18 protein-coding genes and 3 pseudogenes are annotated in these 26,093 nt (G+C 64.1%); 11 read left to right on the forward strand and 10 right to left on the reverse strand.

Features of this window, described 5'->3' with window-relative positions; all coding sequences use genetic code 11:
* The first annotated feature begins 416 nt into the window (after positions 1 to 416).
* The 4 genes from BLV94_RS05235 to BLV94_RS05250 all read left to right on the forward strand — a co-directional run bounded on the left by BLV94_RS05235 (position 417) and on the right by BLV94_RS05250 (position 4,646).
* A complete protein-coding gene (locus tag BLV94_RS05235) occupies positions 417 to 929 on the forward strand; it encodes a hypothetical protein (RefSeq protein WP_143051344.1) in 513 nt (170 codons plus the stop codon).
* A gap of 140 nt (positions 930 to 1,069) precedes the next feature.
* A complete protein-coding gene (locus BLV94_RS05240) occupies positions 1,070 to 2,692 on the forward strand; it encodes a long-chain fatty acid--CoA ligase (RefSeq protein ID WP_072946434.1) in 1,623 nt (540 codons plus the stop codon).
* Between the two features lie 78 nt (positions 2,693 to 2,770).
* Positions 2,771 to 3,304, forward strand: coding sequence for a hypothetical protein (locus BLV94_RS05245; RefSeq protein ID WP_072946433.1), 534 nt, complete (start codon positions 2,771 to 2,773; stop codon positions 3,302 to 3,304).
* Between the two features lie 148 nt (positions 3,305 to 3,452).
* Entirely contained in the window at positions 3,453 to 4,646 is a 1,194-nt protein-coding gene (locus BLV94_RS05250; protein WP_072946432.1) for an NAD(P)-dependent malic enzyme, read from the forward strand.
* A 114-nt stretch (positions 4,647 to 4,760) separates the two neighbouring features.
* On the opposite strand, the gene BLV94_RS05255 is transcribed toward BLV94_RS05250, so the two are convergent.
* The 5 genes from BLV94_RS05255 to BLV94_RS05275 form a co-directional block, all read right to left on the reverse strand.
* A complete protein-coding gene (locus BLV94_RS05255; RefSeq protein ID WP_072946431.1) occupies positions 4,761 to 5,576 on the reverse strand; it encodes a mycofactocin-coupled SDR family oxidoreductase in 816 nt (271 codons plus the stop codon).
* A gap of 132 nt (positions 5,577 to 5,708) precedes the next feature.
* The gene (locus tag BLV94_RS05260; protein WP_072946430.1) at positions 5,709 to 6,539 is read right to left on the reverse strand and encodes an enoyl-CoA hydratase-related protein; all 831 of its coding nucleotides are present in this window, start codon (positions 6,537 to 6,539) and stop codon (positions 5,709 to 5,711) included.
* The gene (locus BLV94_RS05265; protein WP_143051345.1) at positions 6,536 to 7,660 is read right to left on the reverse strand and encodes a TIGR03617 family F420-dependent LLM class oxidoreductase; all 1,125 of its coding nucleotides are present in this window, start codon (positions 7,658 to 7,660) and stop codon (positions 6,536 to 6,538) included. Before BLV94_RS05265 ends, BLV94_RS05260 begins: the two co-directional genes overlap by 4 nt.
* A gap of 84 nt (positions 7,661 to 7,744) precedes the next feature.
* Positions 7,745 to 8,944, reverse strand: coding sequence for an NAD(P)/FAD-dependent oxidoreductase (locus tag BLV94_RS05270; RefSeq protein ID WP_244163509.1), 1,200 nt, complete (start codon positions 8,942 to 8,944; stop codon positions 7,745 to 7,747).
* 1,605 nt (positions 8,945 to 10,549) lie between these two features.
* Complete coding sequence (locus BLV94_RS05275; RefSeq protein WP_072946429.1) at positions 10,550 to 11,470, reverse strand: LysR family transcriptional regulator; 921 nt, start codon at positions 11,468 to 11,470, stop codon at positions 10,550 to 10,552.
* Positions 11,471 to 11,799: 329 nt separating this feature from the next.
* On the opposite strand from BLV94_RS05275, the gene BLV94_RS05285 reads away from it, so the two are divergent.
* The 3 genes from BLV94_RS05285 to BLV94_RS05295 all read left to right on the forward strand — a co-directional run bounded on the left by BLV94_RS05285 (position 11,800) and on the right by BLV94_RS05295 (position 15,409).
* On the forward strand, positions 11,800 to 13,194 hold the full coding sequence (locus BLV94_RS05285; protein WP_072946427.1) for an SLC13 family permease: 1,395 nt from the start codon (positions 11,800 to 11,802) through the stop codon (positions 13,192 to 13,194).
* Positions 13,195 to 13,401: 207 nt separating this feature from the next.
* Positions 13,402 to 14,520, forward strand: coding sequence for a PrpF domain-containing protein (locus BLV94_RS05290; protein ID WP_083395895.1), 1,119 nt, complete (start codon positions 13,402 to 13,404; stop codon positions 14,518 to 14,520).
* Positions 14,521 to 14,563: 43 nt separating this feature from the next.
* Complete coding sequence (locus tag BLV94_RS05295) at positions 14,564 to 15,409, forward strand: HpcH/HpaI aldolase/citrate lyase family protein (protein WP_072946426.1); 846 nt, start codon at positions 14,564 to 14,566, stop codon at positions 15,407 to 15,409.
* A gap of 19 nt (positions 15,410 to 15,428) precedes the next feature.
* Here the strand turns inward: BLV94_RS05295 and BLV94_RS05300 are convergent.
* Positions 15,429 to 15,833, reverse strand: a pseudogene (locus BLV94_RS05300) (LysR substrate-binding domain-containing protein); the annotation flags it as partial.
* 98 nt (positions 15,834 to 15,931) lie between these two features.
* Between BLV94_RS05300 and BLV94_RS05305 the strand changes: the two are divergent.
* A pseudogene (locus tag BLV94_RS05305) lies at positions 15,932 to 16,610 on the forward strand (HpcH/HpaI aldolase/citrate lyase family protein); the annotation flags it as partial.
* 122 nt (positions 16,611 to 16,732) lie between these two features.
* Here BLV94_RS05305 and BLV94_RS05310 read toward each other — a convergent pair.
* The 3 genes and pseudogenes from BLV94_RS05310 to BLV94_RS52035 all read right to left on the reverse strand — a co-directional run.
* Complete coding sequence (locus BLV94_RS05310; protein WP_244163511.1) at positions 16,733 to 18,004, reverse strand: MFS transporter; 1,272 nt, start codon at positions 18,002 to 18,004, stop codon at positions 16,733 to 16,735.
* A gap of 663 nt (positions 18,005 to 18,667) precedes the next feature.
* Positions 18,668 to 19,348 carry a GntR family transcriptional regulator gene (locus BLV94_RS50480; protein ID WP_244163512.1) on the reverse strand — a complete coding sequence of 227 codons (681 nt, stop codon included), beginning with the start codon at positions 19,346 to 19,348 and terminating at the stop codon, positions 18,668 to 18,670.
* A 546-nt stretch (positions 19,349 to 19,894) separates the two neighbouring features.
* A pseudogene (locus tag BLV94_RS52035) lies at positions 19,895 to 20,200 on the reverse strand (helix-turn-helix domain-containing protein); the annotation flags it as partial.
* A gap of 383 nt (positions 20,201 to 20,583) precedes the next feature.
* Here BLV94_RS52035 and BLV94_RS05320 point away from each other — a divergent pair.
* The 3 genes from BLV94_RS05320 (at position 20,584) to BLV94_RS05330 (ending at position 24,972) form a co-directional block, all read left to right on the forward strand.
* Positions 20,584 to 21,933 carry an MFS transporter gene (locus tag BLV94_RS05320; protein ID WP_072950519.1) on the forward strand — a complete coding sequence of 450 codons (1,350 nt, stop codon included), beginning with the start codon at positions 20,584 to 20,586 and terminating at the stop codon, positions 21,931 to 21,933.
* Positions 21,934 to 22,013: 80 nt separating this feature from the next.
* On the forward strand, positions 22,014 to 22,835 hold the full coding sequence (locus BLV94_RS05325; protein ID WP_072950508.1) for a metallophosphoesterase: 822 nt from the start codon (positions 22,014 to 22,016) through the stop codon (positions 22,833 to 22,835).
* Positions 22,836 to 22,938: 103 nt separating this feature from the next.
* Positions 22,939 to 24,972, forward strand: a complete 2,034-nt coding sequence (locus tag BLV94_RS05330; protein WP_072950505.1) for a putative nucleotidyltransferase substrate binding domain-containing protein — start codon at positions 22,939 to 22,941, stop codon at positions 24,970 to 24,972.
* A 227-nt stretch (positions 24,973 to 25,199) separates the two neighbouring features.
* Here BLV94_RS05330 and BLV94_RS05335 read toward each other — a convergent pair whose 3' ends face one another.
* Entirely contained in the window at positions 25,200 to 26,084 is an 885-nt protein-coding gene (locus tag BLV94_RS05335; protein ID WP_072950502.1) for a dihydrodipicolinate synthase family protein, read from the reverse strand.
* Positions 26,085 to 26,093: the final 9 nt, after the last annotated feature.

Here is a 26,093-nt window from a genome sequence, read left to right on the forward strand (position 1 = left end):
CCCGCTCACGGCCGGGCTCCGAGTCCGGTCAGAAGGTTGCGGTGAGGCCGCCGTCCAGAGCGAGCGCGTCGCCAGCATGTAGCACGAGGACGGTGACACCAGGAATAGCGGGTTGGCAAGGTCCCGAGTCCGTACCCGCGGGCGTACGCACACCGGAAACCCAGAAGTCCGCGCTGCCGGCTCGATCACCCCCGGGGCCGCGAAAACCTGGGCGGTGGCACTGATCTCCTCGCCTTCGATCGAGGAAGAAGGGTCGACGCGGTTCGCCACGACTCCTCGGGCCCGCGTGGAATCCACAAGGCCCGCCCGCCGCGGTAATTTGCCGACGCGGCCGCCATTGACAGTGATCTGTGCCACGTGTAGGTTCCAAATTAGAACATAGTTCATAACTAGGTTTCAGAAGAAAGGTTGCGCGAATGCCCGAGGACATAGACGCGTCCGGGTTCAACGGCAAATGGAGGATGGACCTGGATCGATCGAAGATCTGGGATGCCGCTCGTGGCGAATGGGCGCCCGAGGTCTTGGCCGATCAGCGCCTCGAAATTCGCACCGAAGGTGACGTCATGTACTACAAGATCTCAGTTGGGATCAGCAGCGACCTGACAGTACATTCCACCTATACCTGCAGGTTCGGTGATTCGAAGTGGGCGCCATACATGGTTGAGTCCATCGACGGAGATGCAAACCACGAGAAGCTGACTCCCAACGATCTGCCCAAATCAGGAATGAAGTTGGGTGAGGCAAGCGCATACGTCAAGCAGGTGTACGTCGATCCTCGAACGCAGTACCGCATCACCAAGAACCCAGACGGAACGGCGCAGTACGTCATGCTGCGCCGACTGTCGGCGGATGGCAGGACCAACACCGGCTACGTCCTGGACACAAACGGCGTCGCAACGATCGCGAAGGTATTCGTCCGCGAATCGTGACGTCTGTATGCACGAGCGGGCGGCAGACCGGGCCCGGTGCAATCTGTCGAGGCCTGGGCGGTGCCCCGGATCGCACCAGTTCGACCCGTTCGCGGCATGCCTGAGCGAATTCCTATAGCAAGCAGTCCTGGAGGCAAACAGTGAGAAGCACGATGGGTATCGGATCGCTGACCATCGGCCAGATCCTTCGACACGGCGCGACGTGGCACTCGGGGCGCGAAGTCGTCAGCGCGCTGGAAGGCGCGACGCAGCGATCAACCTTCGCCGATATCGGCGCGGAAGCGTCTCGGCTGGCAAACGGGCTGAGGTCGATCGGCATCGATGGTGATGCCAGGGTCGGGACGCTGTTGTGGAACAACCGAACGCACCTCGTCGCCTACCTCGCGGTACCGGCGATGGGTGCAGTCATCCACAGCGCGAATCTGAGACTGTTTCCCGATCAGCTCGCCTACACGATCAACGAGGCGCAGGACGAAGTGATCATCGTCGACCCTGATCTAGTGGATCAACTCGTAGACATACTGCCCCGGCTGACCTCAGTTCGAACCGTCGTGGTGAACGGCCCGTCCGTCCCGGAAAGCCTGTCCGGAGCCGCCGGCATCGCCGTGCTTACGTATGAGGCCCTTACCTCCGCGGAGAACGATGTCTTCGAGTGGCCGGAAGTGGATGAGAATGCCGCGGCAGCGTTGTGCTTCACCACCGGCACCACGGGCGACCCCAAGGGTGTCGCGTACAGCCACCGGTCGATCGTTCTTCAGTGCATGTCGTCAGCGACCACGAATGCCCTGCGGATCGGGGCGGATGATCGCGCGCTGATCGTTGTGCCGATGTTCCACGCCACCGCCTGGGGATACCCGTACGCGGCTTACTGGTTCGGCGCAGACCTGGTGCTCCCCTCGCGGCACCTGGACGCCTCATCTCTGCTGAGGTTGATACAGGACGAGAGAGTCAACTTTGCGAACGGGGTACCAACGATCTGGAACAGTGTTCTCCAGGAATTGGAATCCAATCCCTCGTGGGACATCTCTTCTCTCGAACGTGTCATCGTCGGCGGCGCCGCCCTTCCTGCCACACTTTTCGACTCGTTCGACAAACTCGGTATCTCCTTCATCCAGGGTTGGGGCATGACTGAGACTTCTCCTCTGGTGTCGGTCGCACGACCGCTCGCGAACGCGTCACCGGAAGACCAGCGATCGCAGAGTCTCAGCCAAGGCCGGGTCGTTGCGGGGGTCGAGCTGAGACTCCGCGATTCAGAATCAGGCCATCCTGTACCGGCGGACGGCACATCGGTCGGTGAGATCGAACTGCGCGGCCCCTGGGTGACCAGCTCGTATCTCGGTGGGCACGGGGAAGACAAGTTCCATGATGGGTGGTTGCGCACTGGCGATATCGGGACCGTGGACAGTCACGGGTACGTGCGCCTCACAGACCGGAGCAAGGACATCATAAAGTCGGGCGGGGAGTGGATCTCCTCGGTCGATCTCGAGAACTGCCTGATCGGGCACCCGAATCTGCTCGACGCAGCGGTAATCGGTGTTCCGGATCCACGATGGGACGAGCGACCGTGTGCGGTTATCGTGCCGAAACCCGGTTCGTCCATTGAGATCGAGGAGATCCGATCGTGGCTTGTCGGACGCGTAGCGAAATGGTGGATTCCCGAGCGATGGTCGGTGGTCGACCTCATTCCGAAAACGAGCGTCGGCAAAATCGACAAGAAGGAACTGCGGCAACGCTATAGCGAAGGCGCACTACCGATCAACTGAGTGCCGGCTCTCCACGTGCCGAGAGCAGGCCTCGTCTGCGACAACCAGACCTGACCATCAACTGAGAAGGAGAACCTAGTGGAATCCGATTTCGATCCGAACGGATTCGATGGTGTGTGGCGGATGTACCTGCCCGACTCGAAGATCAAGGATCCGATCACCGGCGAGTGGGTGCCCGAAGTGCTGAAGGGACAGTTGCTGGAGATCCGCACTGACGGCGACGTGATGGACTACCGAATTCGAATCGACATCACCGACGACCTCACAACGTACATGAAATACACATGCCGATTCGGCGACGAGGAGTGGGCACCGTACACCGTCTACCACATCGACGGCGATCCCAACCATGAGATGTTGAAGCCCAGCGACATTCTGAAGGGCGGCACCCGCCTGGGGGAACCAGTCGCATTCATCAAGCAGGTCTACGTCGACCCGCGCACTCAATACCGGATCACCAAGAACCCCGACGGCTCTGCGCAGTACGTCATGCTGAGGCGACTGTCGGAGGATCGTCAGAGGAATGTGGGAACAGTGCTCACGGCCGAAGGGGAGGCCGAGATCGCCAAGCATTTCATCCGCGACGCTGGACCGGCGCCTATTTGGCCTTGAACCGAGTCGCCCTGGTCGCCCTCCGCTTGTCACGGCACGCGGAGGGCGGCCACGCCCCACGCATGATGCCGCGCAAGGACGACCGCATTTTCCCTGTCTTGTAGCCCGATTACGTCACAGCAGACGCATCAATCATCAGGAGGTCCACATGTCGCCGGTATCCGAATGCACTACACCGCAGAAGGTCGAGCTGACCGACGAGGAGATCTTCGCCGGCCACATCGGGGGAAAGCTCTCGGTTGAGACCACGACCGCCCTCGATACGCAGCGCGCCCTGTCCATCGCCTACACGCCCGGCGTCGCGCAGGTCTCCCGCGCCATCGCCGCCGACGAAACCCTCGCCGACCGCTACACCTGGACCAGCCGCCTGGTGGTCGTCGTCTCCGACGGCTCCGCGGTACTCGGCCTCGGCGACATCGGCCCCCGCGCCTCCCTTCCCGTGATGGAGGGCAAGTCCGCCCTGTTCAAGAACTTCGCGGGCCTGAACTCGATCCCGCTGGTCCTCGACACCAAGGACCCCGACGAGATCGTCGAAACCCTGATCCGGCTGCGCCCGAGCTTCGGTGCGGTCAACTTGGAGGACATCTCCGCGCCGCGCTGCTTCGAGATCGAAAAGCGGGTCATCGAGGCCCTGGACTGCCCGGTCATGCACGACGACCAGCACGGCACCGCCATCGTCGTCCTGGCCGCCCTCAAGGGTGCGGTCAAGGTCCAGGACCGCGACATCCACCAGCTGCGGGTGGTCATCTCCGGTGCCGGCGCCGCCGGTGTGGCCTGCGCGAACATCCTGCTCGCCGCCGGGATCGCCGACGTGACGGTGCTCGACTCGAAGGGCATCGTCTCCAAGGATCGGCAGGACCTGAACGAGGTCAAGGTGGATCTGGCCGCACGCACCAACCCGGCCGGCCGCCGCGGCGGCATCGTCGAAGCCCTCGACGGGGCGGATGTGTTCCTCGGGGTGTCCGCCGGCACCGTGCCGGAGGAGCTGATCGCGACGATGGCGGAGGGTTCGATCGTGTTCGCGTTGTCGAACCCGGACCCGGAGATCCACCCGGACGTCGCCCGTAAGCATGCGGCGATCGTGGCCACCGGGCGCTCAGATTTCCCGAATCAGATCAACAATGTGCTGGCCTTCCCCGGTGTGTTCCGTGGTGCGCTCGATGCCGGTGCCCGCCGGATCACCGAAGGTATGAAGCTCGCCGCCGCCGAGGCAATCCTCTCGGTCGTCGGTGACGAGCTGGCTGTAGACAAGATCGTTCCCAGCCCGCTCGATCCTCGCGTCGCCCCCGCTGTCGCGGAGGCAGTCGTCGCCGCTGCTCGCGCAGAAGGCGTCACCGACTAGGGTCGGCGGCGCGCGAGAATGCCTCACCCGGCAGCCGGGACGGACTCCGCGGCGACAAGCGTGCACCCCGTCCGAGGCCCCGGTTCAGGGGCCACGAACGGGGTGCACGCTTCGTCAGAATTCGGTGATGCCTGCGTCGGGAGCGATCTCGTGCGCAGTGATGAACTTCGACTCGTCCGAGGCCAGAAAGAGGACGGTGTCGGCAATGTCCTCGGGCTCCGTCACATCCACCGGAAGCATATTCGTGAACATCGCGCCGAGTCGCTCATAACCGGCGATCGCCTTCTGAATCTCCGCCTGCATCCCGCCGGTGCCCATCGGCGTATTCACGCCGCTCGGGTGCACGCTGTTGACTCGAATGTTGTGCTGACTCAGTTCTGCCGCGAATGCCTTCGCCATGCCACGCACGGCGAACTTACTCGTGGTGTACGGAACCATGAATGGCTGCACCTTGAGACCTGCCGCGGAGCTGATCAGAATGATCGAACCCCCTCCCGCACGGACCAGATGAGGTGCACCGACCATAACGGTATTCCAGACACCGGCGACGTTGGTGCTGATGACGTCCTCGAAGATCTGCGGGGTCACCTGATCCCACGGCTTCGGCACACAGATACCGGCGTTTGCCACAACGATATCCAGGCCGCCGAGTTGCTCGACCCCCGAGTCCACGGCCGAGCGGAGCTCGTCGAGATTCCGGACGTCAACGATGCTCGACACCACCTCGCGCCCCGTCTTCGTTACCAGCCGCACTGTCTCTTCCAGGTCTGCTGGAGTCGGGGATTCGTAGGGCACGCTCGGCAGCCGATCACAGATATCCACGACGATCACGTCGGCGCCTTCTTCGGCCAGCCTCACCGCATCGGCACGGCCCTGCCCCCGCGCGGCACCGGTGACCAACGCCACCTTGCCGAATACTCGACCACCCATTTACATTCCACCGCTTTCTGGTTGTGGCGAGACCTGCACCGTGGCACGGAGATCCGACGGACGCCACTTCGCGCCTCCGGCCGTGACAGACTCGACCCCGCCTATATGTCGCTCATCATTCTTCGATCGTTCTCACGAACAAATACCTGGAGGGTGTTCGCCGGACTTCGAGGAACTCCACACAGGTGCGCGCTTTTCCAAGAAGGCCTGCACCCCCTCGACTGCGTCCGGCTGTTGTGTCATCCACATGAACATTTTCAGTTCACGCTCGTACGCGACGTCTCGATCAGGCTCTGTGAGGAACTGGTAGACGGCCCGTTTGGTCACTCCGACCGAGATGGGCGAGGTTGTAACGGCGATTTCACGCGCCAGGCTCTGAGCCGCTGGTAAGACGTCCTCCGCAGCTAGAGATTCGGTCACCAGTCCACGCGCCAACGCCTGTTGCCCATCGAACAGTCGTCCGCTGAGAATCAGGTCGAAACACCCCGCGAGTCCGACTAAACGCGGAACCAGCCACAGTGAACCCCACTCGGGAATGACTCCGCGGCGGTTGAACACGAATCCGCATCTGGCGTCTATAGCCGCAATTCGTATGTCCCAGGTCATCGGCAGGGTCAATCCCACTCCGACTGCCGACCCGTTGATTGCCGCGATGATCGGAGTCCTCATGTCCCACGGTTTGATCCACGGCTCGAGCGCTTCGTCGGAGTGCTTGTCGGTGCGATTGCTCGTCTTCGACAGAGTCTGTTTCCCACCACCGAGATCGGATCCAACCGAGAAGAATCCACCCGCGCCTGTCACTACGATGGCGCGCACGTTGTCGTCAGCTTCGAAGACGGCGAACGCCCGATGCAGCTCCTCCAGCATCACCAGATTGAAGGCATTGCGCTGTTCGGGGCGGTTGAGCCAGATGGTGGCCACCCCATCCGCGACTTCCGTCAAAAGCGTTTCATATGCAGTCATGAGGTGAACGCACCGTCCGCACGTTGGACCGACTCCACGCAGGTGTTGGTTTCGAGAATCTCTCGAGCCGTCCACATTTCCGCTGCCGTGACGTCGGAGGGCGGATTGAACTGAACCGCGTCGATCTCGGAACCAAAACGCTCGACCAACTGGGTGCACACCTCGGGCAGAGAGCCGATGACACCGAACGCTGCAAGTACTTCGTCATCGATTAGGTCAGCCATCCGTTTCCACCGGTCAGTGTCTGACGTGCGGGACAATTGATGCAGTTGTTCGTGAAGTGCGGCCCATCCGTGGAAACGCAATACATCCCCGTAGGCAGGTGTCGACCCGTAGAAGGCCACCTGCTGGCGTACCGCGCGAAGATCCTTCTGTGTCGGGCCGTCGGCTCCCGTCACGACAACGAAACCTGGACAGTGGACCGAAATTGACGTGCGGTCACGACTACCTCGGTCCAGTCCATCGCGAAGCGCCGGCATCGTCACTTCGTGAAACCACGCAGGCGTGCTGAAGCTGTGCGGAATAAGACCATCGCAGATCTCACCTGCCAAGCGTGTCATCGCTGGTCCGACTGCAGCGAGGTGCACAGCCGGGGCGGGTAGATTGCTGGGACCAGGGCGGAAGGTGTCCGTCATGAGCGAGAAACGGTAGTGGTCGCTGTCGTAGGCCAGGGTACCTCCACCCTCCCAATCCGCCCAGATCGCGCGCATCGCCGAGATGTAGTCGCGCATTTGTGTGGCGGGACGTCCACTCCACGACATGTCGAACCGCCGGGTGATGTGTGCCTTCGTCTGGGTTCCCAATCCGAGAACGAAGCGTCCGCCGCACAAGACGTTGAGATCGCGTGCAAGGCCGGCCAAGATCATCGGACTCCGCGCGAATGCGACTGCGATTCGGGTCTGCAGCGTCATTCCTTCCGCAGATGGTGCGGCCGCGACCAGAGGAAGAAACGGGTCGTGGGCGACCTCAGCGGTTGCGAGAGTGTCGAAACCGAGGCTGTGTGCTCGGGCCGCTTCTACGCCGACGTTGAGCAGACCTGAGTGCAATCCGTACGCGATGCGCATCTGTATTCCTTTCATGCCCGGATCCGACACCTCTATCGGGATGCGAATCTCGCGCACGTTGATCCGCGGATACGCGGGGCTGTTGGGCCGCGGTCTCCACGAGACCGCTCGACCCCGTAGGTGTATCTGCGAGGTACATGGTTATCGGACAAGCGCCTCGGTGGCTGCTACCAAATCGACTGCCGACTCCCACGACGCCTGAGCTTCTATCTGAGCTCGCAGCTTCATGATGTGGCGAGGTTGACTGATCGTCAGTGCCCCGATAACTCGATTCTTCGATCGGTACAAGGCAACTAGACGGCCTTCTTCGACACTGCCGGAACAGATTCGGACTTCTTCTGCGTCCGGCAGGCCGACGAACTGAATTCTCTTGCCGTACCAGTCACTCCAGTAGTAGGGCACTGTTCCGTAGGAAGCCGGATCGGATCGAAGTGCGTTGCGGGCGGCGTGCCCGCCTTGCTGGGCGGCACTCGTCCAATTCTCCAACCGCATTCTTCGACCGAAGGTTGTATTGTCCCAGTAGGCCACGTCTCCAGCCGCATAGACTCCGTCAGAGTTCGTTGCCAGGTTTTCGTCACACAGCACTCCCCTGTCGATGGGGTGGAGGGCGAGCCCGGAGTGCTCGAGCCACGACGTGGCCGGCGACGAGCCGATGCCGACGATGAGCAGATCGGCCTCGAGAATCGAGCCGTCCGACAGCCGGACGGCGGTGATGCGGTTTTCGCCGAGGAGTTCGTCCACGGCAAGTCCGGTCCGTACCTCCACACCGTTCATCCCGTGCAGGGTGGTCAGCGCCGCACCCAGGGATCCCACCGCACGAGTCAGCGGCACCGGTGCGGCCTCGACGATGGTGGCACGGGCACCGAGCTTGAGACAGGAAGACGCCACCTCTGAACCGATGAAACCCCCACCGACGACGATGACACGGGCACCCGGGGTGACCGCTTCCCGGATCGCGACCGCGTCATCCTTGGTCCGGAGAACATGAACGCCGCGAAGTGCTGACCCGCCATCAATCGTTCGGGCAGTGGAACCGGTCGCGATTATCAGGCGGTCGTACTCGATCTCCGATCCGCCGGCGATGACCTTTCGGTGCTCGAGGTCGAGACCCGTTGCCGGGGAACCGAGGTGTAGCTGCACACCTAGTTCGTCGGTGAGCGTGGCGACGTCACGGAAGGTTGTGTCCTGGGTTCGACCTTCCAGGAAGGCCTTCGACAGCGGTGGCCGGTCGTACGGCAAATGCTGCTCGTCACCGATGAGCGCGATCTCACCCGTAAACCCTTCGGTCCGCGCTGCCTCGACGGCACGGAGTCCAGCGAGCGAGGCTCCGACAATGACCAACTTTCGACAATCTTGCGCGATTGTGGGTACTGAATTCACTTTGACACCAACCTGGAATTCTTGGTGGGGCACGACTTGATTTCGCTAAGCGCTTCCGTGAGCAGCTCGCCGCGCCGGGTTGCGTTCACCTCGACACGGTGGCGAGCGGGTTCTCTCTCAGCCATGGATTCTCCTAGTAGGTGCCCCTGTCGCAATTGCGCACAACCGCAGCGAGAGGCCGAGACCTGATGCCGTTCTGGAGGGCCTCGGGGGCTTGGCGTGACCACCACAAACACTCCGTAACCGCATTTAGAACACGGTTTCAGTGATCGAGATTACATATGCTCGTTTTCGTTGTCAACGGCATCCCGCCGTCTTGCTGTGTTCTCCGTCGGTCACACATCCCGACGAACGAGACGACGGGAGTTCACCGTCGCTGACACTTCCCGATTCGACTGCAGAACCGCGATGACACGGACATCCCGCGGGGACGACCAGGAGTCCCAGGGTGCAGCAACCCACGGATGGGAACTTCGGTAGCCGACATTTTTCTCCTGCAACAGTTTCCAAAGCAGTAGACACCACGAAGCGCTTGTTCGCACCGCCGATCAGGTGAACGCCGATGGGCAGCCTCTCGCCCACACTCCCCGAGGTTGCAAGATCGGTCGACGCCCATCCGAATCGGACCTTGCTCAATCATGCGATCTGTGCCACAGTCTAGAACTAGGTTACAAATTAAGTTCAGGACCGAGATCGGTGATTGTCCAGACCTTTCGGCAAGGAGCTCAAGTATGCTGTGCGGGAGCCACCTTCGCGAGAATCGACCGACGATTGCGCACGCCGTGACAGCAGATTGGGCACCACACATTTACCAATCGCGTTCCCCCTGAATTGGGCACTGAGCCTCGCCAACGCACGTCGCTGTCGCACGAGGGCAACTTCGACATGGGTCCCGGCACCTGCGCTGAAAGAACTTCGCAAAGCCTTTCGACTCAGCGTTCACCGGAACACCCACCTCGGCAAGCGTAGAACGAGGCCACCGTCGCCCACCCACACGTATGCGATCAGAAGGCCCGAGTGGAGAAGACAGTGAATCAGAACGCTGCGAGTCAAGATGTGAGGGAACACGTTTCCACGCAATGCAAACAACCGTCCGACCGAATGGATATCAGAACATACCGCCAGTGGTGCGATCGACGGCGAGAAGCAAGCCGGACTCGAACCGGTCAGCCGAGACTGGACGGGGAGGCCTACGAGATCGTTCGGTTCGCCCGACGGTGGGCGACCTTCGGCGGAGCTCCGGCTGATGAGATCTTCATCCATTTCGGATTGTCACCTGCCCAATACGCTGAGCGCCTCCGAAGCGCACTACGGGTGACCGGCGAGCGATAGATTCGCACAACCACAACGCCGGCATTGATCAGGCCGAATCGCGAGGAATTCGAAGCCAATGGTGTGCCGCTACGACGTAGGCCGTTGGCCGCCAGTTTCACTGCGGGTGCGTGAATTTCACGACTCGCTAGCGGGATTCTGCACGACGAACCAGACCTAGCGAGATGACTCCCGCGCGATCTCGCGCTCGCCGACTGTGGGTGCCTCCGGCCGGCGAGCGCGTTCCCAACTGTTTCAACGTCGCGCAGTGATGGCGTCGCAGGCATCGTGGAGTGCCTGAGAGACAGCGTGCATGCTTGGCGTGTATTGCCGGCGCGCGAGCGAAGCAAGATAGATCGAGCGTGTGGGGACTCGATCAGTGGGACGGAATCGAACCATCTGTACGTCGGGGCGGTGATGTGCTGCCGCCAGGCGCGGAACCATGGCGATGCCGACACCCGCGGCGACCATCGCTTCGATCTCCTGGTAGTCGTGTGCTTCGTAGACGACATTCGGCGTAAATCCTGCGGCATCACAGCTTCGGTAGAGAACCTCCGCCGCTGGGTGGTCGGCGTTCCGAATAATCCATCTCGCCGAGTTCAACGAGGCCACGGCGACATTGCCCGTACAGCGCCCATCGAGTGGGACGAGTAGAACGGTCTCGTCTTCCATGAGGGGCACGAGGGTGAGCGATTTCTCGGTCTCCTCGGTCCAGTCGTAACTCCAGAGCAACGCCATCTCGACTTCGCTGGAGGTGAGCATTTCCAGCAGCCGCGGGCGAACCGCAGATCTGACGCGCACGTCGACGCCGGGCCAGCGTGCGTGATAGTCCTTCAACGCGTCCGAGAGCAAGGATGCACTGACAGTCGGGAAGGACCCGAGTCGCACAGTGCCGCGCTCCAGCCCTCGCAGGGCTTCGAGATCACCACGGGCGGCGCGCATTTCCTGGCGAAACAGCCGCGCACGCGTGACGAGAATTTCACCGGCCTCCGTCAACCGGACGCCGCGAGGCAGGCGGGTCAGCACTGGCTGCCGGATGTCCTGTTCGAGTTTAGCGATGCGTTGCGACGCGGCGGATGGCGTGACGTTGGCGCGTTCGGCGCCGCCGGTGAGGGATCCGGCCTCGGCGATGTCGAGGAGCAGGAACAGGGTCACCACATCGAACGGGTTACGCATCACACCTCCACAGCGGATCCTTCAGTTTGGCTAAAGCCCATCGTAGCAATCCGACATTGTCATAAACACTGGTCGCTCATAGTGTGATGTGGGTAATGATCAAACGAAGGGTGTGACATGCGGACGGTCGCTAATCCCCTAGCCGGCGGGAACGGCACGCAAAGCCGCCGGGTGCGCGCATTGGCCTTCACACCGGGCGGCGGCGATGAGGTGCTGTTCTCGGCAGTTCCCGATCCGCTTCGCTGGCCGCTCCGCCACATCTGTCCGCCGCGACCGGCCGCCGACCAGGCGCCGTTCGACCGGCCCCGCAGCGAACCGAAAGTACGCCCATGACTTCCATCGAGATACTGCCACTGATCGCGTTGGTGGCAATGTTCGTGATAGCCACCTTCTTCCCCATCAACATCGGCATCCTGGGGTTCATCGGCGCGTTCGTCGTGGGGTACTTCCTCCTCGGCTACGACGACAAGGAAATCCTCGCCGAGTTCCCCAGTTCGATCGTGCTGACGATCATCGGCGTCACCTACTTCTTCGGCATGGCGAAGAAGAACGGGACCATCGACCTGCTCGTCAATGCCTGTATACGTGGTGTCCGCGGACGGGTGACGGTCGTTCCGTGGGTGTTCTTCTTCTGCGCCTCGGTGCTCACCGCCCTGGGAACGTTCAGCCCGGCCGCCGTCGCATTGATCTCCCCGGCCGCGATGTCGTTCGCCGCCCGAACCCGGATGAGCCCGCTGGTGATGGGCATCATGACGATCAACGGTGCGCACGCCGGCGCGTTCTCGCCGATCTCGGTCTCCGGCGTCCTCGTCCGTGACATCGTCGAGTCGAGCGGCCTGACGATCGCCCCCTGGACCCTGTTCTTCGCCAGCTACGGCATCAACCTGCTGCTCTCGGTCCTGACCGTGGTCGGCTACGGCATCCTCGCCCGGGTACGAAACGACCTCGAATTCACCGCTACCGGCTCGAGCCCTGGCATCGACCCCGACGGCGGCGGGAGCGCACTGCGCACCCCCACCTCGGGACCCGGGGGAACCCCGGGCGGATCGTCCGGTGGAGGCGGTACCCAGGTACTCATCCGGACACCGCGCACCGAGACCGTCACCGATCACGACGTGCAGCCGGTCACCGGCGTCCAGAAACTCACCCTCGCCCTGATCGCCGCGGTGTTGGTGCTGGTCCTGGTCCTGCACATGCCGATCAGCTTCGTCGCCATCGCGGCCGGTGCAATCCTCGCCTTCACCGACCTGTCCAAGCAGAGTGAGGCCATCGCCGGTATCAGCTGGTCCACGGTCCTGCTCGTCGCCGGCATGGTCACCTACATCTCGCTCATGGAAGAGATCGGCACGATCGATCACCTCGCCGAGATGGCGATCACCATCGGCGCACCGCTGCTGGTCGCCGTCGTCCTCTGCTACGTCATCGGCGTCACCTCGGCGTTCGCATCGTCGACAGCGCTTCTCACCGCGGTCATCCCGCTCGCGCTTCCACTGCTGCAAACCGGAGCACTGCCGGTCGTCGGACTCGTGGCCGCCCTCGCCATCTCCGCCACCGTGGTCGACGTCTCCCCGTTCTCGACCAACGGCGCACTCGTCCTCGCCAATGCCCAGAACATCGAGCGTCCCCGGTTCTACCGCCAGCTGCTCCTCAACGCGGGCATCGTGGTCACGATCGCGCCGGCTCTGTGCTGGCTGGTGCTGGTGGTCGTCCCGACGCTGGTCTAACGCGTCGACAGCCCGCGAGGGTTTAGCTGAAGTTAACCCTCATCGACTTATTCGCCATTGTTCTCCACCCTGATGTCAGTCAGGGTGGGTAGTGGGACACCGCTGGGAAGCACGCTCCCCATCCAATCAGAGCCTCCAGCAGTGCCTCACAGACTCTTCAAAACCCGAAAGGTGGGCCGGACCGTGTTCACACTTCATGGAACCTGGATGCGGGGAGGCACCAGCAAATGCTGGCTGTTCAACGCATTCGACGTCGATCCGCTCATTGCCCAGGCCGGCGGCCTGGATGCCATCTTGACCTCCGCGTTCGGCTCCGGTGATCCGCGTCAGCTCGACGGTGTCGGCGGGGGCAGCTCGACCACCTCGAAGGCGGCGATCGTGCGCCGCTCCAGCGAACCCGGAATCGACGTCGACTACCTCTTCGCGCAGGTCGCGATCGGTGACCGCCGGGTCGAATGGGGCAGCAACTGCGGCAACTGCGCCACCGCGATCGGGTTGTACGCGCTGCAGTCCGGGTTCGTTCCGGTCGACTCCGCGGTGACGACCGTGCGGATGCGGAACCAGAACACCGGCGCGGTCCTGCATGCCGAGATCGCCACCCCGGGCGGGATGATCCCCACCGAGGGCGACGCGGCCGTGCCCGGTACCAGCGCGTTGGGGGTTCCGGTGGGTCTCACCTTCACCGGTCTCGCCGCCGGTGCGGCCACCCTGCTGCCCACCGGCGCCGCCGCCGACCGGATCTCGATTGCCGACCATACGTACCGAGCCACGATGGTCGTCGCCGGCGCCCCGGCGGCGTTGTTCGACGCCGCCGACCTCGGGCTGACTGGCGCGGAGGACAACCAGACGATCGCCGAACACCTGCCGCTGCTGCTCCGGCTGCGACAGGAAGCGTCGTTGCGGATGGGACTGAGCAAGCCGGGAGATCCCGTCTCCCATGCGATTCCGAAAGTTGGTGTCGTGGGCCCGCCGAGGAATTACCGCACCAGCGGCGGCGTCGACATCCGCGCCGAGGACTACGACATCTCGGTCCGGATGCTGTCGATGCTCGCCCCGCACCCGGCGATCGGGCTGACGTCCGCGGTCGCCGTCGCCGCGGCGTCCACCGTGACCGGAGGTGTCGTCACCGACAACACGCAGGTCCAGTGGCCGGGATCCCTCCGAGTGGGAACACCCGCCGGGGTACTCGATGTCGACCTCTCCGTTTCCCTCGACGGGGTTCTCGAATCGGTCACCCTACACCGGGCGGCCCGCCGCATCGCGTCGGCGGAACTGTTCGTCACCGCCCCGGCGCCGGCTCCGGTACTGGTCGGCTCCGCGCGGTGAGGACTCCGCACCGCCCCGGCCCCGTGATGGGTGAGGACACCTGATGCCCGAGAAGATCGCAATCGCGCCCCGGCCGGTCGACACGCGGATCGCCCGATCCTGGCTCCTGGTCAACGGCACCCGCACCGACCTGTTCGATCCGGCCGACCGCTCCTGCGCGGACCAGATCGTCCTCGACATCGAGGACGCCGTCGATGCCCAACTCAAGTCCGACGCACGGGAGGAGGTCGCCGCCTGGCTCGAGCACGCCTCGGCCTGGGTGCGGATCAACGACCGGTCCTCGGTGTACTGGAGCGATGACGTCGATCGCCTCGCCGGGCTTCCCGGACTGGCGGGGGTGATGCTCGCGAAAGCCGAAGCCGCCGAACATGTCACCGAAACCTTCGACCGGCTCGGCGGGGCCACCCCGGTGCTCGCGTTGGTCGAATCCGCCCTCGGCATCGACCGGGCCGGTGATATTGCCTGCGCCCGCGGTGTGTTCCGGCTAGCCTTCGGCAGCGGCGACTATCGCCGTGATACCGGCACCAGCGCGGACGACCTCGCCATGGCCTATCCCCGCTCCCGGCTGGTGGTCGCCAGCCGAATCGGCGATCTGCCGGGGCCGATCGACGGGCCCACCGTCAGCAACAGCCACACCGTGCTGCGCGAACAGTCCGCGGTATCCGTGTCCCTCGGCTTGACCGGAAAGCTGTGCCTGGACACCGATCAACTGCCGGTGATCAACGAGGCCATCAGCCCCACGCCCTCGGACGTGACCTGGGCGCGGGAATTCCTCGACGATTTCGACGCCCGCGGCCGGGTTGTCCGCGACGGCAGCGACCTGCCCCGGCTCGGCCGGGCCGAGAAGATCATCCACCTCGCCGACGCGTTCGGCATCTCCCGAATCTGACCGACGACCGGCTCGGGCACTATCCGGCCTCGAATCCCTCCTGCAGTTGGTGGGCGGCGGCAGCGCACACCGCGATCCCCTCTTGCGCCGCCGGACTCAGGCGCCGCTCGGTCAGATGCGCGACCAGGATCCGCCGTTGCGGCGGGCGGGTGGCGAGGGGAATCGACCGGACATCGGGCCGGAGATTGAGCACGGCCAGCCGCGGTGCGATGGCCACACCGAGTTCGACGGCGACCATCGCCTGCACCTCACCGTAATCGTGCGCGAAGACGCTTGTCCGTGGTGTGAAACCGCCTCGCTGACAGAGTTTTTCGATGGTCTGCGCGACGGGGTGATCATCGGCGCGGACCACCCAGGCCTCGTCGCGCAGTTCGGCGATCCTGATCGAGTCGCGGTCGGCCAGGCGGTGCCGCTCCGACACCACCGGTCCGCCGACGCTGCCACCGTTCGGTCTCGCCGACGGTGTCGCCGGACTCGCCGGCGCCTTCGGCGTGGTGACCGCGCTGCTGCGCCGCAACGGCCCGGACGGCGACGGCAAGGGGGCACAATGTCGCATCGGCCCTCACCACCCACACCGCATGGGTGCGGATCAACGCACCCGGCACCGAACTCGCGGAAGCCGACCTCGATGCCGTCGGCGAATCGGCGCACGGCATTCGCATCCCCAAGGTCGAAACACCCGACGACATCCGCTGGGTCACCGAACGAGCTCCCGGAAAGCCCCTGATCTGCGCCATCGAAACCGCGAAAGGCGTCGCCAACGCCTTCGCAATCGCCGAGCACCCCGCGGTCACGCACATCGCGCTCGGCGGCATCGACCTACGGAAAGACCTCGGCACCGGCAACGGCGACGCACCCCTGCAGTACGTGCGCTCCCACCTCGTCGTCACCGCCCGTGCCGTCGGGATCGCCCCACCGATCGACAGCGTCTACCCGCACCTCGACGACCCCGACGGACTCATCAGGCAGGCCACCCACAACCGCGAACTCGGACTCTTCGGCAAATCCGCGATTCACCCCGCGCAGTTGCCCGCCATTCAAGCCGCATTCAGTCCACGACAGGACGACATCGACTGGGCTCAAAGTCAACGAAGCATTTGAGAACGCCGGCGGCGCCGCAATACGACTACCCGGAGGTGAGTTCGTGGACCTCCCCGTCGCAAAGCGGGCACAAAGAATTCTGGACTCCGCGCACACCTGACGAGCCGAATACGGAGGCGTTTCGAACGAGATATCAGGGTGCGGTTGCGCGTGTCGCTGGCCGCGGGGAACGTTGTCCCTGCGGCCAGCGGTGGGCTCGTACCTCGGCTGAACGTGGCCGGGTTAGTGGGTAAGCTCGGCCGCGGCCTCGGTGAGACTCATCCCCTTCGTCTCCGGCGCCAGCCACTGCGACAACCCGGCACCGGCGACCGCCACCACCGCCGCGATCAACATCGTCGGACCGGCACCGAGACCACTCATCGACACCGGCATCAAAAACGTGCCGATTCCGGCACCGACACGGCTGACGGACGTCGCGAAACCGGTTCCGATACCCCGGATCTCGGTCGGGAGCACCTCGGGCGGATACACCCCGGTCAGAGCGTTGTACATCGCGTTGAAGAACGAGAAAACCAGGAACAACGCCAGCACCACGGCGGCCGGGGCACCCGTCCACAGACCGATCACCGCAAGGACGACGGCACACAGCCACTGCGGCGGCACGGTCAGGACACGCCGACCGACCCTGTCGATCAGGAAAAACGTGAGCACCACTCCAGTGAGCGCGACCGCGGAGAGTCCGACGCCACCGGCGAGACCACCGCCGAGCCCATACTGGTGCAGCACACTGTCGGCGAAGGTGGCGATGGCGAAGTACGGGGTGACAGCACAGAACCAGAACCCGGAAATGAACAGGGTAGACCGCCAGTGCTGCTTGTTGAACAGCATCGAGAAAGTGCCCTTGGCCACGTCCTCGTGCTCGACATCGGCGAGCACATCACTCGCCAAATACTTGCGAGCGAGAGCGCGGGCTTCGTCCTTACGGCCCCTACTCCACAACCAGCGCGGCGATTCGGGCAGACCGAGCCGGCCGAGGAAAAGGACCACCGACAAGATCGTGCTGGTCGCCAGGATCAAATGCCAACTCAAACTGGTGTATTCGTTGAGCAGATACCCGATCAGAAACGCTGTCATGAAGCCGCCGTACCAGGCGATCTGCATCGCACCGAGCAGTCGCCCCCGCAGATGCGTGGGCGAGAATTCACTCATCAGGGGCCAGCCGACCGAGTACTCGATACCGATCGCGATCCCCATCAGCACCCGCACCACCAGCAGCCACATCGGCGAATCGATGAACACCTGCATCCCCGAGGCAACGGTGAACAAAGCGATGTCGAAGGTGAACAACGGCTTGCGACCCCACCTGTCGGCAGCCCAGCCACCAATCGGAGAACCCAGCAGCACACCGATCAGGGCGGCCGCGGCGATCATCCCCTCCCACAGCGCCGAGATCTGCAAATCCTCGGCCATCGTGGCCGAGACCGGTCCGATGATGCCGAGGATGTAACCATCCAGGAACATGCCCCCAATCAGGACCGTGACCATCCTGATCATGAAACGACGCTTACCCGCCGCTGAGCCGTCGCCCCGACCGGCAGTTGTGTTCTTCACAGATGACAATGGACTTTCCTGTCGATCGGGATGAGTAATACCGGCATAACCAGGCTCACAGCGCAGCGAAAAGGGCACTCACCACCGAGCCCAGCGGCGTCGAGCAGCCCCTCCCCGCCGGAACGCACCACCTCCAACACCCTCTATGGGCGCGCAAGCCCGCATCGCGGAACCACCGTTGCGCCGTGTTCCGCTTACGCGATCCGAGTGATCACCCGTCGAACAAGTTGTCCTACAACTGTGCATAGTAGAGACTGTAAGTGGCCTGAATCACTCATGTCAACAGGCGCTTCTGTCGAAAAGTTGTTCTCGATCCGCGATCGACAGTCGAGAACGAGTACCCGCTGCCACGCGTGAGCTCTCCCGCACGGCCCATCCAAGGCGGAGTTCCGGCAGAGCTTTGATCCCCGCGCGTCCCCGTCGCATCCCGGTCCGGCCGACGCCGACCTGGGCCAGGTGCGCCGCGACGGGGAGAACCACGTGACTTTCGGTCTCGGGAGCGCCGTCATAGATCCACATTTCGGCCTCAGTGCCGCGGAGGGTCGCACTCCTCCTCCACGGACATCGTGCCGTCGCCCCGACCTCGCCGTGCGAGACCAGGACAGGTCAGCGCCTGTGTTGGCCGAGATGCGGCACCATGTATCTGATGCAGTTGTCGATCTTCTCGCGCCACGCCGCTATCGCGCCATCCTGATCGGAACTTCCGATCGCCTCCAGGACGCGACCGTCATCTGTGATGATCCCCTCCACGGGATGCTGATACGTGACCCCCAGTGCGGCCGCGAACAGGCGGATCTGCAGGGTGAGACGAGTGAACATCGCTTCGATTCGCGGCATGTCCGCCGCGCGCGCCAGTTCGTCCTGGAGGTCCAGATCCAGCGACCCGGTGACCAGTGGCTCGTCCTCCAGAGCGCTGCGTCCGATGCGTTGGTACAGGGCGTCGACGGCGTCTGGAACTCCGCCGCCGCGTGCCGCCAGACGACGCACGAGGGCAGTGCCGAGCAGGCCGCGAGCCGTGTAGGACTCCAGGACGTCGCGTTCGGCGGGTGTCGGCACATAGAAGTTGCCGGCGCGGTCCTGGTCGACCAGACCGTCCTCCACGAGGTGTCGCAGTGCATCGGCGAGTGTCCCTGCCGACAGCCCCGTGCGTGAACTCATGTTCCGCGCATTGATCACCCGGCCGGCATGCAGGGCACCCTCTGCAATCGCCTCACACAGTCCCGCCACCACTATCGCCGCGTCCGTCTCCCGTCGTGCCTCTGCCGCTGCCGCTGCAACTTTGGCCACTGAGTCAGAAGTTCGATCCCACCGAGTCCATTGAAACTCGCCTCGCGAACCCTGGTACCACCTGCGGACGGCCCGTTGCAGCTCGATCAGCTCGGGAAGCTGACGTGCGTCGATCGCGGATGCCGCGGGAGCCAGCAATTCCAACCATCGGCCCCTGTCCACGGTCACCGTCCGGATGCTGCGGGTCCGGCGCACCCACCCCGCGGTTGCCTTATCCGGTTCGAAGTCGAGTATCACCGTCACCGCGCGATCCCGAGGCGCGTACTGAAGTGCGTGGCGTAAACGTTCACCCGAACCGATCGACATTCCTCGCGGCACGTCCTCAGCGCAGATGGTTCCGCACAACAGAACCTCGACCGCATCGGAAATCTCGCGAGACGTCGACGTACTTCGATGCGTCCGTCCTGACTTCGTCGGCCCACTGTGAAACACGAGCACACTACTTCCGGGCTCCAGGTGCACGTACGCCAGAACCGCATTGAGCGGCAGGTCAGGATCTGCAGCGGGACCGGCCGCCGGATAGTGTTCGCGCCGGATCCGAGACACCGTGGACTGGCTCACCCCTGTGTGTTCGGCGATGCTTCGGGTGGTCCAACGACCTTCCTGAGGAGACTCGAGCACGCACGTCAGAGTGCGGTATACCGCATCGTCGGTAGCACTCGGACGGCCCGATCGAGGCGCGTCGGCCAAGCCGTCGATGCCGTACTCGACGTACCGCCTGCGCCATTTCGCGACAGTACGAACCGTGACGTCGCTCCGGCGTGCCACCTCTGCCGCGCCCATTTCCGCGCAGCCCAACACGATCCTCGCGCGAGCGGCCTGAGCTTGCGTCGTTCGGCGGGATGTCGCCATGCGACTCAACTCGGCACGCTGAGCGACGGTCAGCTGCAGGGGACCGCTTCTCACACCCGAATAGTACCTACTTTTCACTCACGGAAGCGTGGTTCGGCTGCACCTCTCCCCTGAGCGGCTTCCTCTGCCGCATCCTTTCATGCAGCCCCAATGTGATGCCCGCCACTGTTGTCGGTGCGTCGAGTCGCAACGCTCGCGCCGACAGGCGAGGGCTCACGCATGGCCAGTTGTGAGCTCCGCCCGAACGGCGCTGCAGCAACTGCTTCGCAAGGTCCGCCGGGCCGCCATCAAGCGCCGAACCGGGCGCTGATTGATCCGCTGACGCAGCAAGGAGATCTCCATATGTCACAGTCCGATACCCGGTGCGCGTTCAGGAGATTCCGATGCCATTGACAGGAAGCGCCACAGCCGATTCGGGCGCAAGCGCCACCACTTCCGAGGCCTTTCGAAAGAAGTTCCAGATCCGACTGATCGCCGTCCTGGTCGGCGGTATGTTCCTCGACGGCTACATTCTCGGCATCATCGGCCCAGTCACCCATACGATCGAGACGAGTGTCGTCGGCATGACCACGGCCTGGATCGGGTTGGAGGCGGCTTCGGCTCTGATCGGCATCATGATCGGATCTCCGATCGGGGGGTGGCTCGCCGACAAGCTGGGCCGCAAGCCGCTCCTGTTCTGGGACATCATCCTGTTCGCCGTCGCATCGGCCGCGCAACTCTTCGTCGACGGGCCGCTCGAGCTGTTCCTCGTCCGGCTGGTGATGGGCCTTGCCGTCGGCATCGAGTACGCGGTCGGCTGGCCCCTGCTGGCGGAGTTCGCACCCACACACCTGCGCGGCCGGTTGCTGGGGGGCACCGTCATCGCGTGGTACGCCGGATTCTGCGTTGCGTACATCGTCGGGTACTACCTCGATAGCGCCGGGGTGAGCTGGAATATCGTGCTGGCGACGAGCACTCCGATCGCTGTCGCCATCCTGATCGGTCGCATCGGCCTGCCTGAATCACCGCTATGGTTGTGGAGTAAGGGTAAGGAAGAACAGGCCAAGGGGATCGTCGGCAAGTATCTGGACACCGACTACATGACCGATATGGTCAAGGCCAAGAGTGGCGGACCGGCCGGCTCGATCGCCATGTTGTTCTCGCCTTCGGTCTGGCGATCCACACTGTTCACGGCGGGGTTCTGGGCATGCGCTGTCACCCCGTATTTCGCGATCGCGACCTTTGCAGACAACCTTCTTAAGGATTTCGGACTCACCGGCCTCCTGGGAGGTGTGAGCCTGTCGGTGTTCGCAGTGTTGGGAGTAACCGCAACCATCCTGGTCGTCGACAGGGTCAAGCGGCGAACGCTCACGGTACCGCCGCAATGGATCGCGGCGATCGTGCTTGTGATCGCCGGGCTGTGGGCGGGTGCGCCGCCGATGATCATGCTCGCACTGTTCCTCCTCTTCTCCTTCCTGAATGCCGGATACACCGCGATGACCGCCATCTACCCGAGTGAGGTGTTCCCCACCGAAGTTCGAGGGCTTGGCACCGGGTTCGCGGCAGCAGGAAGCCGGGTAGGAGCGGCGGCCGGACTCTTCCTCATTCCGATGTCGATCGAGAATCTGGGTGTTCCCACCACTATCCTGATCGCCGCGGCGATCACGTTCGTCGGAGCGGCGCTGTCACAGTGGCTGGCACCCGAGACCGGCGGAAAGCCTCTGAGTGAACTAGCTGAGAACGTCAGCCACTGACGAGACTTCTACGAGATCGCCCGGGCATCAGCGGACACTCCACGGATGCCCGGGCGACCAGATTGGAAAGGGGCCGCGACTTGAGTATTCGTGTCGCCGTGATCGGCGATATCGGTGGGCATCGTGAGGAACTCGCAAGAGAACTCCGCCGCCTCGGCGCCGACGAGAACGGCCGGCTGCCCGAGGACCTCGTCGTCGTTCAGGTGGGTGACCTCATCCACCGCGGCCCTGACTCCGACGGCGTCGTCCGTCTCGTCGATCGATATCTACGCAAACAGCCCGAACGGTGGATTCAACTGATCGGCAATCACGAAGCCCACTACCTTCGACCCCCGGTCTTCGACTGGAATGAACGCCTGGGCTTCGGCTCCCGGCGGACCATCCGCCGATGGTGGCGCGACGGCATCGCCCACGCCGCCGTCGCGGTCCACACGGCGGACGAAGAGTTCCTCATCACTCACGCCGGAGTCACCGAACCATTCTGGCGCCATCGGCTCGACAGCACCGACTCTGCCGCCGAGTCGGCCGTCAGGCTCAACGCCACAGCCCGGGACGAAGACACTGCACTGTTCGACGGCGGGTGCATCCTCGGAGGCGGCCCACCGAACCCTCAGGTAGGCCCCATCTGGGCCGACCGCGAGCTCGAACTGCTTCCGGGATGGCGCAATCGCCCAATGCCCTTCAGCCAGGTGCATGGCCACAGCGGCTCCCACGGCGACTGCGCCGACGAGAGGACGTTCTATGATGCCCGGCAGCGTCATGAGGTGACGCTGCTGGAAGGCGGCCGGATCATCGGCATCGACCCGGGCCATCGCGCCGATCCGCAGCAGAACTGGCGGTCTCTTGTACTGACGGCAACCGAGCCCCCACGAATCGCATACGAACACAGGGCCACCGCGTAACCCCATGACCGGGGGTTTTCTCTCACAAGATGCCCCGGCCTCCAAAGTCCAGAATGCCACCGTGCATTCGGACCGACCCGAACGTAGAGGACGACTCTTGTCTGTGGACGAGTCAGCGCAGCGCGCCGAAACCACCGATCTGTTGGCGCTCCTGACGAGCTGCCGTCCGTTCGACTCGCTGACGCCCGACGGCCGGGCCAGCGCAGTCGCGTCCGCGGACGTGCAGGATTTCGCGGCCGGCGACCTCGTGGTGGACGCGTTCGGGGAAGTGCCCGCGGACATCTTCGTGGTCGTTTCGGGCGAAGTCGATCTGTGGCTCGATCCCGACCGAATCGGAGAGCCACCGGGCGACAGCTTCGGTCGTGGCGAAGCTCTCGGGTTCTCCGCGGCTTTGACCGAAAGGGCGATAGGGCCTCGGGTCGTCGCCAGGTCGGCGGCAAAGATTGCTCGATTCCCCGCCGATGTGGTCATTCCTGCCTTCGCCTCCCGGGGCGGGGCTCGGTTCCTCGCCGAACACATCTCCCACGCGCGGCGGTTGGCATCCGGCCCCCCGACCTACACCGTGATGGCGGATCTGGTGCGCCAGGCACCACTGATCGTCGCGGCCGATGCCCCTGCGATCGACATCGCCCGCGACATGACCAGGCGTGGCCTTCCCTGCGCCGCTGTCGACGTCGGGGAAGGTCGATACGGCCTCGTCACCGACGAGGGGTTGCGCCGACGAATCCTCGCCGAGGGGCTACCCGTGGACTCGCCCGCGCACGCTGTGATGACATACCCAGCCACGACCACCTCGCTGGGCACGTCATCGGCCGACGCACTGATCGAGATGCTCGATAACGAGGTTCAATTCCTGCTCGTCACGAGCGAAGATGGCGCGCTGACCGGTGTGGTGGGCGAGCGGGACTTCATGTCCTCGTCCACCACAGCCGGTGTCAGCATCAAAGAGCAGATCCGCAAGGCGCGCACCGTCGACGATCTCGTCGTCCGCGCCCTCCGGGTCCCCGCAGTGCTGGGCGATCTCCTCGAGCGGGGGCTCGCCGCGGACCGTGTTATCGCAGTGAACTCGACCATCGTCGACGCCATCATCCGGCGCGCGGTCGCCCTGGTCTTCGAGGACCACGCGGCCCTCACCATGGAGGCGTTCACCTGGCTCTCACTCGGCAGCAACGGTCGCCGCGAGGCGGTGCTCTCCTCGGATGTCGATGCCGCCGTGACCTTCGACGACGAGTACGCCGACGAAATACCGCGCTACCGCGAGGCGTTCGCTGTGGTCGGCGAAGTGCTCACCCGATGCGGGATCAGCGTCGACGCCCACCGCGCCTTCCCCTCACACGAAGGCTTCTCCCGTACCCACTCGCAGTGGCGGGCAGCGGCGAGAGGGTGGCTCGCCCGGCCGCGGGAGAATCAGGGCACGATCATGGCGTCGATACTCGTCGACGCGCGGCCGATCTTCGGTGACCCGAGTCTGCCCGAACCGGCGCGCGTGTTCGCCGACTTCAACAGCCATCCGGCCGCCGTGGAAATGCTGCTGTACGAGTCGCTCGCCCGCCGGGCCAAGCTGACCACCATGCGCGACAAGCTCGCCGGCCGCGGCGACGCCTTCGACGTCAAGGCCCGCGGGCTCGCACCGATCATCAACATTGCCCGCTGGGTGGCGCTCGGGGTCGGCTCCGCCGAACTGCAGACCATTGGACGACTACGGGCGGCCTCCGGCTCGGCACTGCTTCCCGAACGCGATGCCGACCGTCTCATCGAGGCATTCGAGGTCTTGCAGCTACTGCGCCTCGAACACCAGCTCCGGCAGGCTGAGGCCGGAGAAGTGCCCGACGACATCCTCGCTCGCGACGAGATCTCACCGATCGACCGCAGCGTCGTCGAACGGACCGTCCGTGAGGTCTCGGCAATCCAACGCCGCATGGATCGCGTCGCCCATATGCTGCCGGCCGACCAACTCGTCCGTCCACGTCCCGCGATGCCCCCGCCCAGCGAGCTTCCAGGTCCCGGAGGCGAGCGGGCAAGCGATTCCAGTCGTCGATCAGGCGACCCGATGCGCGCGGCCCGGGCAGCCAAAGACCTCGCAAGAAACAGGGGCCTACGGAAGGTCGTGAGGCGCGGCAGGCGACTCGATCCGTAGTCGCATGAACTGGACCTCAGCCATGTCGTCGATGCTGCCCGTGCCTGCGCGCCATACCGGCCACCTTCCGCCCGGATATGGGCCCCTGTCGGCCGTCACCGGCCGGAATGGGATCGTTGTTCCCCAAGAATGCGCGAACGCGACCACATGAATGGTGCGGCCGCGCGGTGGGAGAAGATGGAACCGCGGCCCGGCCCCGAGAACGGGGTCGGGCCGCGGTTCGTCAATTAGTGGTTCAGGCGGTCCAGGGCTGCCTTGAGACTGGCCTCGGCGTCGGGCTCGAGATCAGCGAGGGGCGACCGAGGGCTCCCGATGTCCAGGCCCTGGAGGCGGAGTCCTGCCTTCACCGCCTGGGTGAACGGGACCGCCATCATCGCGTCGATGGCCGGGAACACCCGCAGCCAGTTTTCGAGGGCACGGTTCAGATCGCCTTCGCGGATTGCCCGGACAACCGCAACGATCTCGTTGGGAACGACGTTCGCCGCGCCGGCCATGATGCCGGCCGCTCCCTCGGTGAGGGCGCCGAAGCTGAAGCTGTCCCAGCCCATGATCAGCTTGATGTCGTCGCGGTGGTGGTGGATCAGGCGCAGGGCCTGCTCCCAGTCGTGGCTCGAGTCCTTGACGTATTCGATGTTGTCGATCTCGCGCCCGAACCGCGCGATGCCCTCGGCGCCGAGATTCACACCGGTCACGCCGGGGTTGTTGTAGAGCATGATCGGCACACTGACCGAACCCGCAACGGTCTCGACGTACCGGTTGATTTCGGTCTCGGTGAGGGGCTCGTAGAACGGGGTGATGAGCATGAGGGCATCGGCGCCGGTGGCTTCTGCCGCGCGGGATAGGTCCACCGCCTCGCGGGTTGTGAGTGATCCGGTGTGCGCGACCACAGGGACGCGACCGGCGGTGTGCTCGACGACGATCTCGAAGATCTGACGGCGCTCGGCGTTCGTCAGCGAGGTGTACTCACCCGTGCCGCCACCGACGACGAGTGCGTCGACGCCGGCGTCGATGTTGCGGTCGACGACCTTCTGCATGAGCCCGGCGTCGATCTGGTCGTCGGCGGTGAACGGGGTGGGAAGTGCGGTCAGTACGCCGCGGAGTTCCTTGGCCATGGCGGCCTC

Origin of the sequence: Rhodococcus koreensis (assembly GCF_900105905.1) — a bacterium.
In the GTDB taxonomy this organism is placed as follows: Bacteria; Actinomycetota; Actinomycetes; order Mycobacteriales; family Mycobacteriaceae; genus Rhodococcus_F; species Rhodococcus_F koreensis.

Coding starts and splice junctions, on each gene's coding strand:
- BLV94_RS05235 (WP_143051344.1), top strand. CDS start 417: ATGCCCGAGGACATAGACGCGTCCGGGTTCAACGGCAAATGGAGGATG.
- BLV94_RS05275 (WP_072946429.1), bottom strand. CDS start 11,470: ATGCGTAACCCGTTCGATGTGGTGACCCTGTTCCTGCTCCTCGACATC.
- BLV94_RS05320 (WP_072950519.1), top strand. CDS start 20,584: ATGCCATTGACAGGAAGCGCCACAGCCGATTCGGGCGCAAGCGCCACC.
- BLV94_RS05290 (WP_083395895.1), top strand. CDS start 13,402: ATGCGGGGAGGCACCAGCAAATGCTGGCTGTTCAACGCATTCGACGTC.
- BLV94_RS05285 (WP_072946427.1), top strand. CDS start 11,800: ATGACTTCCATCGAGATACTGCCACTGATCGCGTTGGTGGCAATGTTC.
- BLV94_RS05255 (WP_072946431.1), bottom strand. CDS start 5,576: ATGGGTGGTCGAGTATTCGGCAAGGTGGCGTTGGTCACCGGTGCCGCG.
- BLV94_RS05260 (WP_072946430.1), bottom strand. CDS start 6,539: ATGACTGCATATGAAACGCTTTTGACGGAAGTCGCGGATGGGGTGGCC.
- BLV94_RS05335 (WP_072950502.1), bottom strand. CDS start 26,084: ATGGCCAAGGAACTCCGCGGCGTACTGACCGCACTTCCCACCCCGTTC.
- BLV94_RS05295 (WP_072946426.1), top strand. CDS start 14,564: ATGCCCGAGAAGATCGCAATCGCGCCCCGGCCGGTCGACACGCGGATC.
- BLV94_RS05310 (WP_244163511.1), bottom strand. CDS start 18,004: ATGATCAGGATGGTCACGGTCCTGATTGGGGGCATGTTCCTGGATGGT.
- BLV94_RS05250 (WP_072946432.1), top strand. CDS start 3,453: ATGTCGCCGGTATCCGAATGCACTACACCGCAGAAGGTCGAGCTGACC.